We start from the raw sequence: 14,130 nt of genomic DNA on the forward strand, positions 1-14,130 counted from the left end.
TCCTTTATTTGCAGACCGACAACGTGGAGTTGGGGTCGAGGCAGGGGTCGAAGGTGAAGATCACCAGGGTGCCGAGCACCACGATCACGATCGCGGCGGTGATCAGCAGGGCCTTGAGCCAGAACCGGGTCTGGTCCTTCTCGGCGTAGTCGTTGATGATCGTGCGCAGGCCGTTGGTGCCGTGCAGCATTGCCAGCCACAGCATCAGCAGGTCCCAGACCTGCCAGAGCGGGTTGGCCCACTTGCCGGCCACGAAGCCGAAGTCCAGCGCGGTGATCCCGCCGCCGAGCATCAGGTTCACGAACAGGTGGCCGAGCACCAGGATCACCAGGGCGAGCCCGGACAGCCGCATGAACAGCCAGCTGTACAGCTCGAAGTTGGTCCGGCCCAGCCGGCGGCCGGAGCTACTGCGGGGTGCGGCGATGTCGGTCATCTCAGCCTCCGAAGACGTGCGAGAGGTGACGGATGACGAACGGCACGAACAGCACCACCCAGAGCACCAGCACGCCGATCATCAGCTGCCGCTGGTAGCGCGGGCCCTTGGCCCAGAAGTCCACCAGGATCAGCCGGATGCCGTTGAACGCGTGGAACAGGATCGCGGCCACCAGGCCGACCTCGAGCAGGCCGACCACCGGGTTCTTGTAGGTGCCGATGACCTCGTTGTACGCGTGCGGGGAGACGCGGACCAGCGCGGTGTCCAGCACGTGCACCAGCAGGAAGAAGAAGATCCCGACACCGGTGATCCGGTGCGCGACCCATGACCACATACCCTCCCGGCCGCGGTAGAGCGTGCCGGCTGGTTTGCTGGGCAAACCCGTCCTCCGATCGGACCCGAGAACCTGGCGAAATCCAGGTCGGTTCGATGCTAGTCCCGCCGTACCGGCCGAAATGTCCCGCCTGGTGTGAGATCCGTCGCGTCGGTGGCCCAGCGCCGTGACCGGCGAGTGGCCCTCGACGGCGTGCTTGACTTCAACTTCACTTGAGTTCGTTGACTGCTGGGCATGAGAGACGAGGGGAAGAACACGGTGAGTTTCTGGATCTGTGCGACCTGTGCCGTCGAGCACTCGGAGCAGGTCGAGGTGTGCGCGATCTGCAACGACGAGCGGCAGTGGGTGCCGGCCGACGGGCAGCACTGGACCACGCTCGACGAGTTGGCCGGTACCGAGGTGACGATCGACGAGGTGGAGCCCGGCCTGTACGGCATCCGCTCGAAGCCGCCGGTCGGGATCGGGCAGCAGTCGATGCTGTTGACAACCAACGAGGGCAACCTGCTCTGGGACCCGATCGGCTACCTGGACGACGACGCCGTCGCCCGGGTCCGCGAACTCGGCGAGGTGGTCGCGATCATCGCCAGTCACCCGCACATGTACGGCGTCCAGGTCGAGTGGAGCCACCGGCTGGGAGACGTTCCTGTCTATGTCGCGGAGGCGGACAAGGAGTGGGTGGCCCGCCACGACCCGGTGATCCGCACCTGGTCCGGCGAACTCACGCCGCTACCCGGGGTGACCGTTCTGCAACCCGGCGGTCACTTCCCCGGCAGCGCGGTGGTCCACTGGGCGAACGGTGCCGACGGCAAGGGAGTGATCCTCTCCGGCGACACCATCTTCGCCAACCCCGACCGCACCTCGGTCAGCTTCATGCGCAGCTACCCCAACCGCATCCCACTGTCCGGCGCGGTCGTCGACCGGGTAGCCCGCTCCCTCGACCCGTTCGAGTACGACCGCCTCTACAACAACTTCGGCGCCTCCATCCCCACCGACGCCAAAGCCGTCGTCCGCCGCTCCGCCGACCGCCACGCCGCCTGGGTCCGCGGCGACTACGACCACCTGACCTGAGACGCGTACCGACCAACGGGTAGTGGTGCCACCAGCGGGTTGGGCGCACGCTCGGCGTTCAGCACCGATGGGCGCTGAACGGGATCACTACCCGTCCTTCGGTACAGCTCAGGCCGCGAGGCGGGTCTGGGCGAGGCGGTTGTGGAGGGCGAGCATGCGTTGGACGCAGGTGTCCCAGGTGTAGAGCTCGGCTCGGCGGCGGGCTGCTTGGCGGCGGCCGGGGAGGTTTGTCAGGGCGAGGACGGCGTTGGCGAGGTCGGCGGGGTTTGCCGGGGCCCAGCGGGCGCAGGTTTCGTCGACGAGTTCGCGGGCGCCGCCGGTGTTGGCGGTGACGACCGGGGTGCCGGCCGCGAGGGCTTCGAGGACGGCGAGGCCGAAGGTTTCGCCGGGGCAGACGGAGAGGGCGATGTCGGCTTCGGCGAGGTGTTTGGCGAGGGTACGGCGGCCGTCGACGTACCCGTGGAAGTGCACCGGCGCGTCTCCGGCGATCTCCAGCAGTTCGTCGAGGTGTGGGCCGGTGCCGTACACGTCCATCCGGAGGTCGACGCCGCGGCGGTGCAGTTCGGCAGCTGTGGCTACCGCGAGGTGCGGGCTCTTCTCCCGGGACAGGCGCCCGGCGTGGACGAGCTTCAGTACGCCGTCGTCCACAGGCTGACCAAGCGAAGGGTGGAACGTGTCCAGGTCGACCCCGAGCGGGATCCGTACGAGCGGTGTCGTCACCTCGTCGAACTCGGCCGCGGCGTAGCGCGACGTCACCACGACCGCGTCGTACGTCCGGCCGAGGATCTTGTACAGCGCAGACACCGTAGCGACCACGCCGAGTTGGCTGTACTTGACGCCGTCCGCACCCCACCGCTGCGTGACCCCGCCGAGCATCCGGCCGGGACGCAGTACGTCGTTCCCGCCCAGCTGACCCGGCCGCGCCGCGCCGAGCGCGAGCATCGCGTCCAAACGCTCGTGGCTGAACAGGACGGTGCCGATGTCGTTGCGCCGGGCCCAGCGGGCGACCGGGAGCAGCGTCGACTTGTCGGAGATCTCGACCGTGGTCGGCCGGAACTTCTTCAGGATGTCGATCACGGTCCACGGGTTGGTGATGAGCCGGTACCCGCCGCTCACCTTCGGCGCCTTCACCCGGACGACCGTGCCGAGTTCGGTCTCGATCACCACGTCCTTCTCCCCGGGCGTGATCACGATCCGCTCGGCACCGGCCTCGACGTACCCCTGCCCGACGTGTTCGATCGCGGTCCGCATCCCCCCGGACGTCGGCCCCACGAAGTTCGCGAGCTGGGCGATCCTCAGCCCATTCATGCGACCCGCCGTACGGCCGCGGCGTCCCGGAGTACTTCGGCGTAGTGGCGGTCGACCAAGTCGTCGACGACAGCCGCCCAGGTACGGGACTGGACCCGCTCCAGTCCGTTCGCGGCCATCCGACCGCGCGCCGTCGGGTGGTCGAGCAGCGTCCGTACGGCGTCCCGCAGCGAACCGGGCTGCCCCGGTTCGAACAACAGGCCGTTCTCGCCCGGGTGGATCAGGTCGAGCGGACCGCCCGCGGCCGGGCCGACGGTGGCGACCCCGGATGCCTGCGCCTCTTGGATCGTCTGGCAGAACGTCTCGTGCTCGCCGGTGTGCACGAACACGTCCAGCCCGGCGAAGATCGACGCCAGGTCGGTGCCCCGGCGCATCCCCAGAAAGGTTGCCGTGGGCAACGCATTCTCCAGCGCGGCGCGGTCCGGGCCGTCGCCGACGATCACGATCCGGCAGTCCAGGTCGGTCAGCTCGGCGAGCCGCCGGACCTTCTTCTCCGCGGCGAGCCGGCCGACGTACCCGACGATCGGCTTCCCGTCGGGCGAGATCTCCCGGCGCCACTCGGCGTCGCGGTGCGACGGGTCGAACAGGTCGAGGTTCACGCCACGGCCCCACCGGTACACCCGCGGTACGCCGCGCTGTACGAGCGCGTCGACGGCCGACGTCGACGGCGCCAGCGTGCGGTCCGCGCGGGAGTGGGTGCGGCTCACCCAGCGCCAGATGCCCCGGTCCGCGGCGGCGTACCAGGGGTACTGCCGGGCGAAGCCGGCGATGTCGGTCTGGAAGATCGCGACCGTCGGTACCCCGAGCCTGCGGGCCGCGCGCAGCCCGTACGCCCCGATGATGAACGGCGACGCGAGATGGACGAGGTCCGGACGGAAGTCGGCCATCGCGCGCTCGATCGACGGATCCGGCAGGCCGACCGGGTACTCCTTGTAGCCCGGCGTCCGGAAGCTGCGGGCACGCAGCACCGGTACGTCGGCGTAGCTGTCGGGGCCCGGCCCCGGGGCGATGATCAGCAGGTCGTGCCCGCGGGCGCGGAGCCGGTCGGCGACGTGCCGAGCCGTGTTCGCGACGCCGTTGATCTGCGGCAGGAAGGTCTCGGCCACCATCACGATTCGCACACTTCGAAGGTTCCGCACCGCTCATGAACCCTGGGCGACGCTCTCGTGACACGGCGTCGATACCCTGTCGACGGATCAAGGGCCGCCGGGTGGCCACTCGGTGACCACCCGGCGGATGCTCGGGTCAGCTGAGCGGCTGCGCCGCCTGGACGAACTCGTTGGTGTAGGTCTTGCTGAGGTCGATCGACTTGCCCTTCACCTTCGGGTTGAAGGCGCCGAGCACAGCCAGGCAGGTCTTCGGCCCGTCGGCCGGCATGATGCCGGTCGGGTTGAAGATGCCCTTCTCGCTGGCCAGCGCGGCTGTGTACGCGGCCTTGCCGATCCCCGCGTAGTAGTCCGGCGGCATCATGTCGGCGATCTGCGCGGCGGTGTGCGTCTGGATCCACTTCAGCGTCGCGACGTACGCGTTCACGAGCTTCTGTACGACGTCCTTGTGCGCCTGCACCCAGCTGGTCTGCATGTACAGCGAGGTCGCCGGATACGTGCCGCCGAGCGACTTCTTCGCCCCGGCCGCGGTCCGCATGTCCTCGATGACGTACGCCGTCTTGTCCTTGAGCAGCTTCGAGACGGTCGGTTCCGTGGTCATGCCGCAGTCGATCTGCTTGTGCTGCATGGCGGCGATGAACGTGTTGCCCGCCTGGACGCCGATCCGGGTGGTCTGCGACGGGTCGATGCCGTTCTGCGTACCGAGGTACTGGGTCAGGAAGTCGGTGGACGAGCCCACGTCGGTGATCCCGAGATGCCGGCCCTTCCAGTCCTTCGGGCTGTTCACGGTCCCCTTCAGGTCCGATCGGCACAGCTCGACCTCGCCCGGCACCTGCAGCATCGAGACGACCGACTCGGCGCTCTGGTCCTGCGCCCGCAGCGCGATCGTGTGGTCGTAGAACCCGCCGGTGCCCTGGACCTTGCCTGCCATCATCTCGGTGGTCGCGTCGACACCGGCGCCCTCGCCGATCAGGCTGACGTTCACGCCGGCCTTGTCGTAGTAGCCGAGCTGCTTGGCCAGCATGAACGGCAGGTAGATCTGCTTGTCCAGTCCACCGACCATGATCGTGACCTTCTCGCCACTGGCACTGCTGCTCGATCCGGCGACCACCTGCCCGGATCCGCCCTGCGCATTGTTGGCACAACCAGCGATCCCGAGGGTGACGGCGCACGCGATCGAGATGACCACCGCGGTACGTGTTCTCATGACTTTCTCCTTCTGTGATGGGTGGTTCAGACCGCGGCGAGGTCGGCGTCGCCGAGCTGCGCCGGGCGCCAGCGCAGCAGCCGCCGCTCCAGCCGGGTGATCAGGAATTCGGCCAGCAGCGCGACCACGGCCATCAGCACCATGCAGGCGAGCACGCCGCTCTGGTTGAAGTTGCCTTGGGCCGTCTTGATCAGCATTCCGAGGCCGCGTTCGGCGCCGAGGAACTCGCCGACGATCGCGCCGATGATCGCGAAGCCGAAGCTGACGTGCAGGCTGGCGAGGATCCAGGTGAAGGCCGACGGCAGCACGACCTGGCGGGTGACCTGCCAGCGGGACGCGCCGAGCAGCCGCGCGTTGGCGAGCAGGTTCCGGTCGACCTCGCGGGTGCCCTGGAAGGCGTTGAAGAACACGCCGAAGAAGACCAGCACGATCACCAGCAGCACCTTCGAGGTGAGGCCGAGCCCGAACGCCACCAGGAACAGCGATCCGAGCACGATCCGCGGGATCGAGTTCATCACCTTGATGTACGGCGCCAGTACGTCGGACAGCAGCCGGCTGCGGCCGAGCGCGATACCGGCCACGACACCCGCGAGCACCCCGATGACGAAGCCGATCACGGCTTCCTCCATGGTGACGAAGATCTGCTCGCCGAGGCTGCCCTGCGCGGTGCCCTGGGTGATCCAGGTGACGATCTGCGACCACACCGCACTGGGCTGACCGAAGAAGAACGGGTCGATCAGCTTGGTCCGGGCGGCCAGTTCCCAGCCGCCGAGCCACAGCACCAGGACGCCGATCCGCAGCCCCAGGACCAGCCGGCGGCGCGGCGTCCAACCCCTCCGGGTGCTCCGGGGGCTCATGCCGCCACCCCGATCGCGGTACTGCGGGCGTACGCCTCCGCGACCTCGGCGCGCAACGCCTCCCAGATGTGCCCGTACAGTGCGACGAACTGCGGATCGAAGCGGATTTCCTGCACGACTCGCGGCCGCGGCAGGTCGATGGTGAACTCCGCCTTCACCGTGCCCGGTCCTGCCGTCAGTACGACGACCTTGTCGGCGAGCGCGATCGCCTCTTCCAGGTCGTGCGTGACGAACACGACGGCAGGCTTCGTCTGGTCCCACAACGACAACAGTTCGGTCGACATGATCGCGCGGGTCTGCACGTCGAGGGCGCTGAACGGCTCGTCCATCAACAGGATCCGGGGCTGGTTGATCAATGACTGCGCCAGCGCTACCCGCTTACGCATCCCGCCGGACAGTTGGTGCGGGTACCGGTCCTCGAAGCCCGCCAGGCCGACCCGGCGAAGCCAGTCCCTGGCCTGCGTCCGGGCATCGGCCTTCGGCGTACCGCGGAACAGCGGTCCCGCGGCGACGTTGTCCAGCACGCTCTTCCACGGGAACACCGCGTCCTGCTGGAAGACGAACCCGGTCGTCGGGGCGATACCGGTCACCGGGCGGCCGTCCACCAGGACCTCGCCCGCCGACGGTTGCTCCAGCCCCGACACCAGCGTCAGGGTGGTGGACTTGCCGCAGCCGGTCGGACCGACGACCGCACAGAACTCGCCGTCCGCAACGGTCAGATCCAGGTCCTTGAGCGCGGTGTAGGTCCCGCCGTCGGCGGTGCGGAATCTCTTGGTCACCCCGCGTAGCTCGATGGCCGTCATGGTGTGCTCCTTCAGTCGTGAGTGGCGTCACACTAGGGAGCAGACGGCAACGGCTGGAACCCTTGTCCGCGTTGCGCAAGTTAGTCGCGATAGCCGTGGTTTTGTGCGTTCTTCTCAGCCACGCTGGGGTGATCGCCGGACGGCTGGAAGGAGGTGGCCATGAGATCTCAGTTGCGATTTCACCGGGCCACTTTGGCTTCCCGGATCCTGATCGCCGTGCTCGCGATCGTCGGAGCGACGATGGCCGCAGGCCTGGCGCTGTACGTGTCGGTGACGCGGGAGACGGCCGACCGCAACGCCGAGGAACGGGCCGCGAGCATCGCCACCTCGGTAGCAGATCTGCCGCTGGTGGCCCAGGCAATGACCGATCCCGGCTCGCGCGCCGAGCTGCGGACCGCCGCCGACCGGGTGGTGGCCGACACCGGGGCGTCGTACGTCGTCGTGATCGGCGCGGACGGCGTGCGGTACACGCACCCGATCGCTGCCCTGATCGGCCAGAAGGTCGAGGAGCCGGTGGTGGCGCTCGACGGCCGGGTGCACACCGGGGTCGACATCGGCAGCCTGGGCCGGTCGGCGAATGCGCGGGTCCCGGTCCGGAACGCTGCCGGTACGCCGATCGGCGAGGTCTCGGTCGGCATCCGGGAGAGCGATGTCTCGGCCCGGGTCAGCCAGGTGGTCTGGCCGGTCGTCTTCTACACCGCGCTGGTGCTCGCGATCGGGGTCGCGGCGTCGCTGATCCTGGCGCGGGCGATCAAGCGGGTCACGTTCGGCCTCGAACCCGCGGAGATCGTCGCAATGGTGCAGGAACGCGAGGCGATGCTGCACGGCATCCGGGAAGGCGTGATCGCGTTCGACCCGGGCGGCCGGGTGAACGTGCTGAACGACGAGGCCCGCCGGCTGCTCGAGCTGCGCGGCGCGCAGCTGGGTCAACGGCTCGAGGAGCTGGTCCCGCCCGGGAGACTGCGCGACCTGTTGTCGGGCGCGGTCGAGGGCAGTGACGTGGTCGTTGTCACCGACAACAATCTGCTGGTGCTGAACCGGATGCCGGTGATCGTTGCCGGCCGCAACGCGGGCTGGGTGGTGACGATTCGCGACCGCACCGAGCTCGAGGCCCTGGTCCGCCAGCTCGACTCCGTGGAGGCGCTGACCACGGCGTTGCGGGCGCAGGAACACGAGTACTCGAATCGCCTGCACGTGCTGTCGGTGCTGCTCGGGATCGGCGAGGTCGAGGAGGCCACGGCGTACGCCGAGCAGGTGATCGGGCAGTCCTCGCTGGCCGCCGATGTCGTACGGTCCCGGATCGCGCCGCCGGTGGTCGCGGCGCTGCTGATCGCGAAGACGACGGTGGCTGCCGAGCGGGACGTCGAGGTGCGGCTCGCGGCCGGCAGCGAGTTGCCCGCCGCGGACCTCGACTACACGCCATTGCTGACGGTCCTCGGCAACCTGATCGACAACGCGATCGATGCCGTCTCCGCTGCCCCGACGTCGGCCCATCCCCGCGGCCGGGTCACCGTCGAACTGGACGGCAGTACGACCGACGTCCACCTGGTGGTTGCCGACACCGGCCCGGGGATTCCGGCCGAGCGGCTGGACGACGTGTTCGTGGACGGCTACTCCACCAAGGAACCGCGGGCCGGTGGGATGCGGCGCGGGGTCGGCCTTGCGCTCGTACACCGGCTGGTACGGCGGGCCGGTGGGACGATCAGCGTGACGTCGCCGGGAGGGGCGCGGTTCGAAGTGCGGCTGCCGCTGCACAGCCGGGCGAAGGAGACGGTGTCGTGATCCGGACGCTGGTCGTCGACGACGACTTCCACGTCGCGCACGCGCACGCCCGGAGCGTCGCGAAGGTGCCAGGGTTCGACGTCGTCGGCGAGGCGCATTCGGCGGCCGAGGCACACGACCTGGTTGTCTCGCGCCGGCCGGACCTGTTGCTGCTCGACATGTACCTCCCGGACCGGACCGGTCTCGACCTCGTCCGCCAGTTGGCGGCCGAGTCGACAGGATCGTCAGGGACCGGCGTACCGGACTTCATCCTGATCACCGCGGCCCGCGACATCGAGTCGGTCCGCGCGGCGATCCAGCTCGGCGCGATCTACTACCTGGTGAAGCCGTTCGCGTTCCCGGCGCTGCGGGAACAGCTCGAGGCGTACCAGCACTGGCGGCTGCGGCTCAGCGAGGCGCGGGAGGCCGACCAGGACACCGTCGACACGCTGTACAGCATGCTCCGCTCACCGGCCGCCGACGCCCGCCAACGGCGCCGGCTGCCGGCCACGATGGCACGCGTGCTCGACACCGTGTCCGGCGCCGCGACGGCCATCAGCGCGGCCGACGTCGCGGAAGCTCTCGGCGTCAGCCGCCCGACGGCCCAGCGCTACCTGGCGATCCTGGTCCAGCGCGGCCTGCTCGACCTCGACCTCGCCTACGGCGCCACCGGCCGCCCCGAACACCGCTATTCGGCCCGTCGCCGCTGACCCGCACCGAGGCTGTGTTCGGTTGGCTCGCCGATACCCTCACCGATCTGGCGGGTGATCCGGACGAGCACCTGTCGCCCCAAGCCCTGGCGTGCCAACGCGACCTGCCGATCCGGTGACGGTGGGCTCAGGGGGCGATGAGGGGGACGGTGGGGAAGTAGGTGAGGTAGCGCTTGGCGTCGCGGGTGAGGAGGCGGTGGCCGGCGATCGCGGCGTGGGCTCCGATGTAGAAGTCCGCGAGTGGTGAACGGCGAGATCCCCCGCGGCGGCGGTAGGCGACGTACGCCTTCCCGGCCAGGAAGCCCGCATCGAAGGGCAACGGTTCGCGTCGCAGCTCGGCGTCGTTCAGCACTTCGTCGAGCTCCTCGATGGAGCCGAAGTCGACGGATACCTCGGCGTACACGATGGGGTTGATCACGAGTGGTCCCTCGTCGCCTGCCCGGGTGAGCGCATCCTCCGACCAGTCGGCCCACTTCGGGTCGTCGGTGGTCAGGTCGAGGATGACGCAGGCATCGACGAGTGTTGTCGGGGGCCGGACGAGCGAGAGGTCATTCCTCGCCACGCAACAGCTCCATGATCTCGTCGGTGCTCATTCCGCTGCTACCCCGACCGCGCAGTCGTGCGGCGGCTCGCCGGCCGTGCGACCGGTCGGACTTCACGCGGACCAGCTGTACCGCGTTCCCACGGACCACGAACTCCACCTCATCGCCCTCGTGCAGTCCCAGGTGCTCGCGGATCTCCACCGGCACGGTCAGCTGTCCCTTCGGGCGGAGCTTCATCGGCCACCTCCTCAGTAGGAATCCAACCTGTAGGAATCGTACCGCGGTCCGAGGTGCTGGATGTCACGGAGTCCGTGCATACCAGTGGGGTGCTGGTTCGGAATACGGTGGGGGGATGAGTCATCGCAGCGAGTCGGGGTTCGAGTTCGCGCCGGTGTACGGGCCGTTGGACGGGTTCGATCCGGCGAGCAAGCTCGGGGAGCCGGGCGAGTACCCGTACACCCGGGGCGTGTACCCGACGATGTACACGCAGCGCCCGTGGACGATGCGGCAGTACGCCGGGTTCGGGACCGCGGCCGAGTCGAACCAGCGGTACCACCAGCTGATCGACCACGGCACGATGGGACTGTCCGTCGCGTTCGACCTGCCGACCCAGATGGGGTACGACTCCGACGCGCCGATCGCGCACGGCGAGGTCGGCAAGGTCGGCGTGGCGATCGACTCGATCGACGACATGCGGGTGCTGTTCGACAAGATCCCGCTGGACCAGGTGTCCACCTCGATGACGATCAACGCACCGGGATCCGTCCTGCTGCTGCTGTACCAGTTGGTCGCCGAGGAGCAGGGCGTGGCCGGCGACAAGCTCACCGGCACGATCCAGAACGACGTACTGAAGGAGTACATCGCCCGCGGCACCTACATCTATCCGCCGAAGGAGTCGCTGCGGCTGATCAGCGACATCTTCGCGTACTGCAAGGCCGAACTGCCGCGCTGGAACACGATCTCGATCTCCGGCTACCACATGGCCGAGGCCGGCGCGACGCCCGCGCAGGAGATCGCGTTCACGCTGGCGAACGGGATCGCGTACGTGCGCGCCGCGCTCGCGTCGGGCCTGGACGTGGACGAGTTCGCGCCGCGGCTGTCGTTCTTCTTCGTCGCCCGGACCACGCTGCTCGAAGAGGTCGCGAAGTTCCGGGCCGCGCGGCGGATCTGGGCGCGGGTGATGCGTGACGTGTTCGGCGCAAAGAACCCGAAGTCGCTGATGCTGCGCTTCCACACCCAGACGGCCGGCGTCCAGTTGACCGCGCAGCAGCCCGAGGTCAACCTTGTCCGGGTCGCCATCCAGGGCCTGGCCGCGGTCCTCGGCGGCACCCAGTCGCTGCACACGAACTCGTACGACGAGGCGATCGCGCTCCCCACCGAGAAGGCCGCCCGGCTCGCGCTCCGCACGCAGCAGGTGCTGGCCTACGAGACCGACGTCACCGCGACGGTCGACCCCTTCGCCGGGTCGTACGTCGTCGAGTCCCTGACGGACGAGGTCGAGGCCGCCGCGGTCGAGCTGATGGACCAGGTCGAGGAGTACGGCGGCGCGGTGGCTGCGATCGAGCAAGGTTTCCAGAAGCAGGAGATCGAACGCTCGGCGTACCGGATCGCCCAGCAGATCGACTCCGCCGAGCGGGTCGTCGTCGGCATGAACAAGTTCAAGATCGCCGAGGAGGAGCCGTACGAGCCGCTTCGCGTGGACCCCGCCATCGAGGCGCAGCAGGTGGCCCGCCTGGCCGCCCTCCGCGCCAAGCGCAACCAGGCACTGGTCGACGAAACCCTCGCCGAACTCAAAAAGGCTGCCCAGGGCAACGAAAACTGCCTGTACCCGATGAAAGCAGCGCTCAAAGCCCAAGCCACCGTGGGCGAAGTCTGCAACACCCTGAGAGAAGTCTGGGGCGTCTACGTCCCCGCCGACACGTTCTGAAGGCCACCCTTTGGTCAGACGGTCACGAGGTCCAGGTGGATGTCGGCTTCGGCTGCCAGGGCCGTCAAGTCACCGGGATCCGAGGTGAGGATCGTGTCACCGTCGCGTGCCAGCAGAACGACGGCGGCGTCGATGACATCGCGCCCGCCTGTGTGCTTGAGCAGTACGCCCGCGTGCCGCCCGAGTTCATCGTCGAGCGGTACTACCTCCACGCCGTCGAGGAGCCGGGCGACCGGCGCTTGACGCCCCTGGCCACCTCGCCAGATCTGGCCCACCACGCCGCCGTGAGTGACCGGCGTCCGCCCGGCCAGCAACTCGGCCTTCAGGAGTGCCATCACCTGGCGATCGCCACGCTCGGCGGCAACAAAGGCGCCGGCGTCGAAGATCAACGTCATGCGGCGCCGTGCGAACGCTTGCCTCGGACAACAGTTGCTCCGGCCCGAGCAGCTCGGACCGCGTCGGCCATCTCCGCTTCGGTGATGGTGCCGTGCTCCGACTCGTACGCGGCGAGGAAACGCTCCAGCCCGTTCAGCCGGCGTTCGTGATCGACCTGACGATGCAGAGCTTCGTTCACCCAGGCGCTGACACTGCCTGCCCGCCCCGAGGACACAGCAGCACGGGCCGCGGCCGCAACATCCGGATCCACGGTCACGGAGAGCTTGTCCTTGTCAGTCACACCATCATCCTACTCAAGTCCCACCATCGGGGGCCAGTAAATCTCCATTAGTCCAGGAGGGCGGTCGAGGTGAGGATGGTGATGCCCAGGCCGATGGCTTCTTCGGAGGGGTTGAAGCCGGGGGTGTGGAGGTCCGCGGCCGACTCCTGAGTGGGTGGGCGGACGCCGAGGCGGGCCATCGCGCCGGGGACGTGTTCCAGGTACCAGGCGAAGTCCTCGCCGCCGAGGCTCTGGTCCGTCTGCGCGACGGCGCTGGAGCCGAGGGTCTGGTGGACGGCGTTCTGCAACACGCCGATCGCGGTCGCGTCGTTCATCACCGGAGGCACTCCGTGCGTGAGCTCGGTGTCCACCTCAACGCCGTACGGCGCGATAATCTGCTCGGCCAGCGTCGGGATGATCTCCTCCGCCAGGCGCCACGCGTTGGCGTCGAGGCAGCGCAGCGTGCCCTCGGCCTCGCCCCGGGACGGAATCGCGTTGGCGGCCGACCCGGACGTGATGCGGCCCCAGACGAGGGACATCCCGGCGCGCGGGTCCACCCGGCGCGAGAGCGCGGCGGGCAGCGCCGAGACCAGGGTCGCGAGCGCGTAGACGAGGTCGGCGGTGAGATGCGGACGGGACGTGTGGCCGCCCGGCCCGTTCAGCCGCACCAGGAGCTTGTCCGCGGCGGCTGTCAAAGCCCCGACCCGCAGCCCGATCTGTCCCACCTGCAACCTCGGATCGCAGTGCAGCCCGTAGATACGCCGTACGCCGTCCAGCCCACCGGCCGCGATCACGCCGAGCGCACCGCCGGGCATGATCTCCTCGGCCGGCTGGAAGATCACCCGGACCCGCCGATCCAGCTGCCCGTCCCGCGCCATCCCAGCCAGCACCAGGCTCGCCCCGAGCAGCGCGGACGTGTGTACGTCGTGACCGCACGCGTGCGCCACGCCGTCGATCGTCGACCGCCAGGCCGCGTCCACCCCGTCCGGTACCGGCAGCGCGTCGATGTCCGCCCGCAGCGCGACGCAGGTGTCGCCCGAGCCGATGTCACAGATCAGTCCGGTCCCGGTCGGCAGGACCCGCGGGGACAGCCCGGCGCGGACCAGTTGCTTCTCGATCAGTTCGGTCGTCCGGACCTCGTGCCACCCGAGCTCGGGGTGCGCGTGCAGGTCGCGGCGTACGGCGACCATGTCCTCGCGTACCGCCTCGACCCGGGCCAGAACGTCCGCGACCAGCAACTGATGACTCATCCGGCGATTGTGTCACCCGGCGCGGCGACCACGCACGGTGAACCTCGCCACGGAGCGTGCGCACCGTGACCCAGGCACCGCAGCCTGTGACCGCGCCGGAGAAGTTGTCGAAATGTGACGGAAACGCCGGTCACTTTCCGGTATCGAGGCCTGCTTGACGTTCAAAGAA

At 68.9% G+C, this 14,130-nt stretch carries 16 protein-coding genes; 4 read left to right on the forward strand and 12 right to left on the reverse strand.

Annotation, left to right across the window (positions count from 1 at the left end; genetic code table 11):
• Nucleotides 1-4: 4 nt before the first annotated feature.
• Together FB475_RS21835 and sdhC are read right to left on the reverse strand one after the other, a co-directional pair.
• Nucleotides 5-433 carry a succinate dehydrogenase hydrophobic membrane anchor subunit gene (locus FB475_RS21835; protein WP_141858433.1) on the reverse strand — a complete coding sequence of 143 codons (429 nt, stop codon included), beginning with the start codon at nt 431-433 and terminating at the stop codon, nt 5-7.
• Between the two features lies 1 nt (nt 434).
• Nucleotides 435-812, reverse strand: coding sequence for a succinate dehydrogenase, cytochrome b556 subunit (gene sdhC, locus FB475_RS21840; protein ID WP_141858434.1), 378 nt, complete (start codon nt 810-812; stop codon nt 435-437).
• A gap of 189 nt (nt 813-1,001) precedes the next feature.
• On the opposite strand from sdhC, the gene FB475_RS21845 reads away from it, so the two are divergent.
• Entirely contained in the window at nt 1,002-1,835 is an 834-nt protein-coding gene (locus tag FB475_RS21845; protein ID WP_238332329.1) for an MBL fold metallo-hydrolase, read from the forward strand.
• A gap of 108 nt (nt 1,836-1,943) precedes the next feature.
• On the opposite strand, the gene FB475_RS21850 is transcribed toward FB475_RS21845, so the two are convergent.
• From FB475_RS21850 to FB475_RS21870, 5 genes are all read right to left on the reverse strand, one after another.
• The gene (locus FB475_RS21850) at nt 1,944-3,143 is read right to left on the reverse strand and encodes a glycosyltransferase (RefSeq protein WP_141858435.1); all 1,200 of its coding nucleotides are present in this window, start codon (nt 3,141-3,143) and stop codon (nt 1,944-1,946) included.
• Entirely contained in the window at nt 3,140-4,264 is a 1,125-nt protein-coding gene (locus FB475_RS21855; RefSeq protein ID WP_202878469.1) for a glycosyltransferase family 4 protein, read from the reverse strand. Before FB475_RS21855 ends, FB475_RS21850 begins: the two co-directional genes overlap by 4 nt.
• 124 nt (nt 4,265-4,388) lie before the next feature.
• Entirely contained in the window at nt 4,389-5,456 is a 1,068-nt protein-coding gene (locus FB475_RS21860; protein WP_141858436.1) for an ABC transporter substrate-binding protein, read from the reverse strand.
• A gap of 26 nt (nt 5,457-5,482) precedes the next feature.
• Entirely contained in the window at nt 5,483-6,313 is an 831-nt protein-coding gene (locus FB475_RS21865) for an ABC transporter permease (protein ID WP_141858437.1), read from the reverse strand.
• Nucleotides 6,310-7,116 (reverse strand): ABC transporter ATP-binding protein, encoded by an 807-nt coding sequence (locus tag FB475_RS21870; RefSeq protein ID WP_141858438.1) that lies wholly within the window; start codon nt 7,114-7,116, stop codon nt 6,310-6,312. The genes FB475_RS21865 and FB475_RS21870 overlap by 4 nt, the downstream gene beginning before the upstream one ends.
• A gap of 159 nt (nt 7,117-7,275) precedes the next feature.
• Between FB475_RS21870 and FB475_RS21875 the strand changes: the two genes are divergently transcribed.
• Together FB475_RS21875 and FB475_RS21880 are read left to right on the forward strand one after the other, a co-directional pair.
• Nucleotides 7,276-8,898, forward strand: a complete 1,623-nt coding sequence (locus FB475_RS21875) for an ATP-binding protein (RefSeq protein WP_141858439.1) — start codon at nt 7,276-7,278, stop codon at nt 8,896-8,898.
• Entirely contained in the window at nt 8,895-9,587 is a 693-nt protein-coding gene (locus tag FB475_RS21880; RefSeq protein WP_141858440.1) for a response regulator transcription factor, read from the forward strand. Before FB475_RS21875 ends, FB475_RS21880 begins: the two co-directional genes overlap by 4 nt.
• 127 nt (nt 9,588-9,714) lie before the next feature.
• Here FB475_RS21880 and FB475_RS21885 read toward each other — a convergent pair whose 3' ends face one another.
• The gene (locus tag FB475_RS21885) at nt 9,715-10,149 is read right to left on the reverse strand and encodes a type II toxin-antitoxin system VapC family toxin (RefSeq protein WP_141858441.1); all 435 of its coding nucleotides are present in this window, start codon (nt 10,147-10,149) and stop codon (nt 9,715-9,717) included.
• Entirely contained in the window at nt 10,136-10,366 is a 231-nt protein-coding gene (locus FB475_RS21890; RefSeq protein ID WP_141858442.1) for an AbrB/MazE/SpoVT family DNA-binding domain-containing protein, read from the reverse strand. The genes FB475_RS21885 and FB475_RS21890 overlap by 14 nt, the downstream gene beginning before the upstream one ends.
• Nucleotides 10,367-10,481: 115 nt before the next feature.
• On the opposite strand from FB475_RS21890, the gene FB475_RS21895 reads away from it, so the two are divergent.
• Nucleotides 10,482-12,056: an acyl-CoA mutase large subunit family protein gene (locus FB475_RS21895; RefSeq protein WP_141858443.1), complete on the forward strand. Its 1,575-nt coding sequence runs from the start codon at nt 10,482-10,484 to the stop codon at nt 12,054-12,056.
• 14 nt (nt 12,057-12,070) lie between these two features.
• Here FB475_RS21895 and FB475_RS21900 read toward each other — a convergent pair whose 3' ends face one another.
• From FB475_RS21900 to FB475_RS21910, 3 genes are read right to left on the reverse strand one after another with little or no spacing between them, the layout of a single operon-like run.
• Nucleotides 12,071-12,451: a PIN domain-containing protein gene (locus FB475_RS21900; RefSeq protein ID WP_141858444.1), complete on the reverse strand. Its 381-nt coding sequence runs from the start codon at nt 12,449-12,451 to the stop codon at nt 12,071-12,073.
• Entirely contained in the window at nt 12,448-12,732 is a 285-nt protein-coding gene (locus tag FB475_RS21905; RefSeq protein ID WP_141858445.1) for a hypothetical protein, read from the reverse strand. Before FB475_RS21905 ends, FB475_RS21900 begins: the two co-directional genes overlap by 4 nt.
• A gap of 47 nt (nt 12,733-12,779) precedes the next feature.
• On the reverse strand, nt 12,780-13,961 hold the full coding sequence (locus FB475_RS21910) for an amidohydrolase (protein ID WP_141858446.1): 1,182 nt from the start codon (nt 13,959-13,961) through the stop codon (nt 12,780-12,782).
• Nucleotides 13,962-14,130 lie beyond the last annotated feature (169 nt).

It is taken from the genome of Kribbella jejuensis (assembly GCF_006715085.1).
GTDB lineage: Bacteria > Actinomycetota > Actinomycetes > Propionibacteriales > Kribbellaceae > Kribbella > Kribbella jejuensis.

What these genes read in the sequence shown, in the direction of transcription:
- FB475_RS21835 (WP_141858433.1), bottom strand. Translation starts at nt 433, where the DNA reads ATGACCGACATCGCCGCACCCCGCAGTAGCTCCGGCCGCCGGCTGGGC.
- FB475_RS21845 (WP_238332329.1), top strand. Translation starts at nt 1,002, where the DNA reads ATGAGAGACGAGGGGAAGAACACGGTGAGTTTCTGGATCTGTGCGACC.
- FB475_RS21850 (WP_141858435.1), bottom strand. Translation starts at nt 3,143, where the DNA reads ATGAATGGGCTGAGGATCGCCCAGCTCGCGAACTTCGTGGGGCCGACG.
- FB475_RS21860 (WP_141858436.1), bottom strand. Translation starts at nt 5,456, where the DNA reads ATGAGAACACGTACCGCGGTGGTCATCTCGATCGCGTGCGCCGTCACC.
- FB475_RS21865 (WP_141858437.1), bottom strand. Translation starts at nt 6,313, where the DNA reads ATGAGCCCCCGGAGCACCCGGAGGGGTTGGACGCCGCGCCGCCGGCTG.
- FB475_RS21870 (WP_141858438.1), bottom strand. Translation starts at nt 7,116, where the DNA reads ATGACGGCCATCGAGCTACGCGGGGTGACCAAGAGATTCCGCACCGCC.
- FB475_RS21875 (WP_141858439.1), top strand. Translation starts at nt 7,276, where the DNA reads ATGAGATCTCAGTTGCGATTTCACCGGGCCACTTTGGCTTCCCGGATC.
- FB475_RS21890 (WP_141858442.1), bottom strand. Translation starts at nt 10,366, where the DNA reads ATGAAGCTCCGCCCGAAGGGACAGCTGACCGTGCCGGTGGAGATCCGC.
- FB475_RS21895 (WP_141858443.1), top strand. Translation starts at nt 10,482, where the DNA reads ATGAGTCATCGCAGCGAGTCGGGGTTCGAGTTCGCGCCGGTGTACGGG.
- FB475_RS21900 (WP_141858444.1), bottom strand. Translation starts at nt 12,451, where the DNA reads ATGACGTTGATCTTCGACGCCGGCGCCTTTGTTGCCGCCGAGCGTGGC.
- FB475_RS21910 (WP_141858446.1), bottom strand. Translation starts at nt 13,961, where the DNA reads ATGAGTCATCAGTTGCTGGTCGCGGACGTTCTGGCCCGGGTCGAGGCG.